The sequence below is a fragment of the Paracoccus sp. MC1854 genome (assembly GCF_014164635.1).
GTDB lineage: Bacteria > Pseudomonadota > Alphaproteobacteria > Rhodobacterales > Rhodobacteraceae > Paracoccus.
Window position 1 is genome coordinate 1 of the sequence record NZ_JACJFU010000094.1, and the last position, 2,602, is coordinate 2,602.

Here is a 2,602-nt window from a genome sequence, read left to right on the forward strand (position 1 = left end):
CCCATCATTGTAGGATTTCCAGTTCGTCGTGCGGTAGCGGGTGGGTTCAGGCCTGGTCATGGCAGGCCCTTAACCCGCTGGACCACTCCAGTGAATCCTTCCGAGGGCAGAGTTCTGCAACAACGCCCATCTCCGACCTCCCCGCGATCGGATGGCCACCGCAAGCAGGCTCGGGTGGGTCGCGGTCATCGCGCCTTCGGCCGACAGGCCGGCGGCGAAGATTGTATCCGGGCAAACCGTGAACCCGGTCGCGACTGCGCGGGTCAGCACTGCCGGCAGTGCAGCTTCGCTGTCTCGGCATGCTGGCCCTCGGGCCAAGGTCAGAGTTCCAGCATCCTTGGGGTTATGGGGCCTACACCGGATGGGGATAAACCAGGGATCAGTCCATGGCCTTCGGCGTCGCGGTTCATGTCGGTCCTGTAGGAGAAGTGGTCCGGACCTTGGGTGCAGCCGTGCAGCATCAACACCAGTCGGACGGGAACGCCTGCCTCTTGCATGGAGTGGGATGCAATGAAATCCGTGCTGCCACTTGCAAGATAGGCGGCGCACCCTCATATGAGTTCAGCAATACTCTTTTTCGAACCTGTTCCTTCCGGCTCAGCTCTCGATCTTCAGCTTTGCCGGGACGCTGCATCATGTGAGCGGCACAGATAAAAGGAATATCACGATGGCCAATGGCACCGTAAAATGGTTCAACTCCACCAAGGGCTTCGGCTTCATCCAGCCCGAAAGCGGCTCGAAGGATGTCTTCGTCCACGTCTCCGCGCTCGAACGTGCCGGCATTCACCAGCTGGATGACGGCCAGGCGCTTTCGTTCGACCTGGAGCGAGACCGCAACGGGCGCGAGTCGGCGACGAACCTCGTTCTCGCCTGAGCGACAATCTGCGAAATCATGAAGGCTGGGCCGCTCTCGGGCAGGCCCTCCTTCCCCACGAACCGGCTTGCATTGCGGTGCGCCGGTATTCGCCTCTCCACGAAAGAACACGACGTTGATCGAAATTAACTGGGGCAAGCCCCTGTCCTTTGTCATGTCGCCCCACGGCGACATCCAGGACATCACCACGGCCGAACAGGCCCAATACTGGTTGCTGAAGAAATGGCCGGTCGCCGACCACGCCCGTGATCGTGCGCTCCACCAAGTGGAAGCGGCCATGGACTGCATGGCATCTGTCGGCACCGCGCGCCGGGCCTTCATCTCGGCGGCAAGGACGGCGGGGTTCGTGCCCGCAACCCATGTGGGTCAGACTGCGCGAGCCATCGCTGCGTGATGGGGCACCCAGATCCGAACTGGACGACATTCCCGGACTGCCTTGCCGTAAGGGAAGCGATATTCCCCCATTTCAATCTTTTATGCGCAGGTTTGTGAAGACGACATGCGTGATCCGACAAGCCTTATCTGAATGTTTGTTGCTCCTCTCAGGAATCCCTCAGAACAAGAGCAGATCAGGCGAACGACGCTCAGATTCAGCTTGCATTCCAAGAGACTTGCTGACTGAGGTCATAAACGTAGGCGCTTGCCGGATTGGCTATGTTGGTCTGGATGGCGAGCCTGTTCCCTTGAAGCCGACGGCGTGCAATCCAGAGGCGCTTGGCCCTGCACGCCGCCCCCAGATCCTGAAAGGAATATCCGTGCGAAAAGACCTTGGCAGAACGGACGAGGAAGTTGCGCAGTTGATCCTGTACAATTGCCATCAAATGGGTGAGACGCAGCAGGCTGCCCAAGGGATGGTGGAGCGTTGCCTTGAAAATCGGCGCAAGTCGGTCCTGCAGGTTAGTCTTGGGTGATCTCGGCGCCGACGCCCTCTTCTGCCGGAACCGTGCCGCGCTGCGTCATGACGTCACTCCTGGGAGTTGAACTGCAATGACACCGACCCACAGCCGACCGCGCCAGCAGGCCGAGATCGCCTTTGCCAAGACCCAGTCGCATTTCCGGGCAAGGGAGCGCGCTGTCGATGAACTCGACGCTGTGGCCGAGGCTCGCCGAGAGAAGACCCTGCGGCTCAGGACGGCGCGCCTCGCCAGGGAATTCGAAGACCGCGCCCGGGCAGCTTCCGTGCCGCAGAAGCCATGACAGCGGCCTGACTTTCAGGCCGACAACACTTCAGACAGGATACAAGTTTGAGAACCACCAAGACCAACGATCTCGCCGACCGTCGCAGTGCTGCTGCCGATGCGAAGGCCGCGCTCCTTCGGGCCTATCGGGCCACGAGGGAGGCCGCCGAACCCACACGCATCGCGAGGCAAGAGGAGCTTCTCGCGATCGCTGCTGCGCGGGACGAACGGCGTGAAGAGCGGGATCGGCTGAAGACAGAGGCCCGTGCGCAGCAGGAGGAGCAAACGCGCGTCGAGGCCGAGGCGGCCGCTTATCAGGAAGCCGCCGCTGTCGCCGCCCGGGCCAGGATTGCCGCGCGTGAGAAGGCTGACAGCCTGATCGCCCAGGTCATCAAGGACGAGGATGCACGCAAGGCCGACCGCGACCGGCGCTATGCCGATCGCAAGGCACGGCAGAAGTAGGTCGTCCTTCCTCCCTGCACAGAGAGCCTTTGCCCGGGCGGCTTGACCGACCGGCGAAGTCACCTTCCCGATCGCGGACATGACTGCT

Annotated in this window: 5 protein-coding genes; all 5 read left to right on the forward strand. The window is 61.7% G+C overall.

The window, feature by feature from the left end; genetic code table 11:
- Nucleotides 1-667 precede the first annotated feature (667 nt).
- The 5 genes from H5395_RS18085 to H5395_RS18105 all read left to right on the forward strand — a co-directional run bounded on the left by H5395_RS18085 (nt 668) and on the right by H5395_RS18105 (nt 2,514).
- Nucleotides 668-874, forward strand: coding sequence for a cold-shock protein (locus H5395_RS18085; protein ID WP_182793913.1), 207 nt, complete (start codon nt 668-670; stop codon nt 872-874).
- Between the two features lie 115 nt (nt 875-989).
- Entirely contained in the window at nt 990-1,268 is a 279-nt protein-coding gene (locus H5395_RS18090; RefSeq protein ID WP_234450840.1) for a DUF982 domain-containing protein, read from the forward strand.
- Between the two features lie 361 nt (nt 1,269-1,629).
- Nucleotides 1,630-1,785, forward strand: coding sequence for a hypothetical protein (locus tag H5395_RS18095; protein WP_182793915.1), 156 nt, complete (start codon nt 1,630-1,632; stop codon nt 1,783-1,785).
- 76 nt (nt 1,786-1,861) lie between these two features.
- Nucleotides 1,862-2,071, forward strand: coding sequence for a hypothetical protein (locus H5395_RS18100; protein WP_182793917.1), 210 nt, complete (start codon nt 1,862-1,864; stop codon nt 2,069-2,071).
- 47 nt (nt 2,072-2,118) lie between these two features.
- Nucleotides 2,119-2,514, forward strand: coding sequence for a DUF6481 family protein (locus tag H5395_RS18105; RefSeq protein WP_182793919.1), 396 nt, complete (start codon nt 2,119-2,121; stop codon nt 2,512-2,514).
- Nucleotides 2,515-2,602 lie beyond the last annotated feature (88 nt).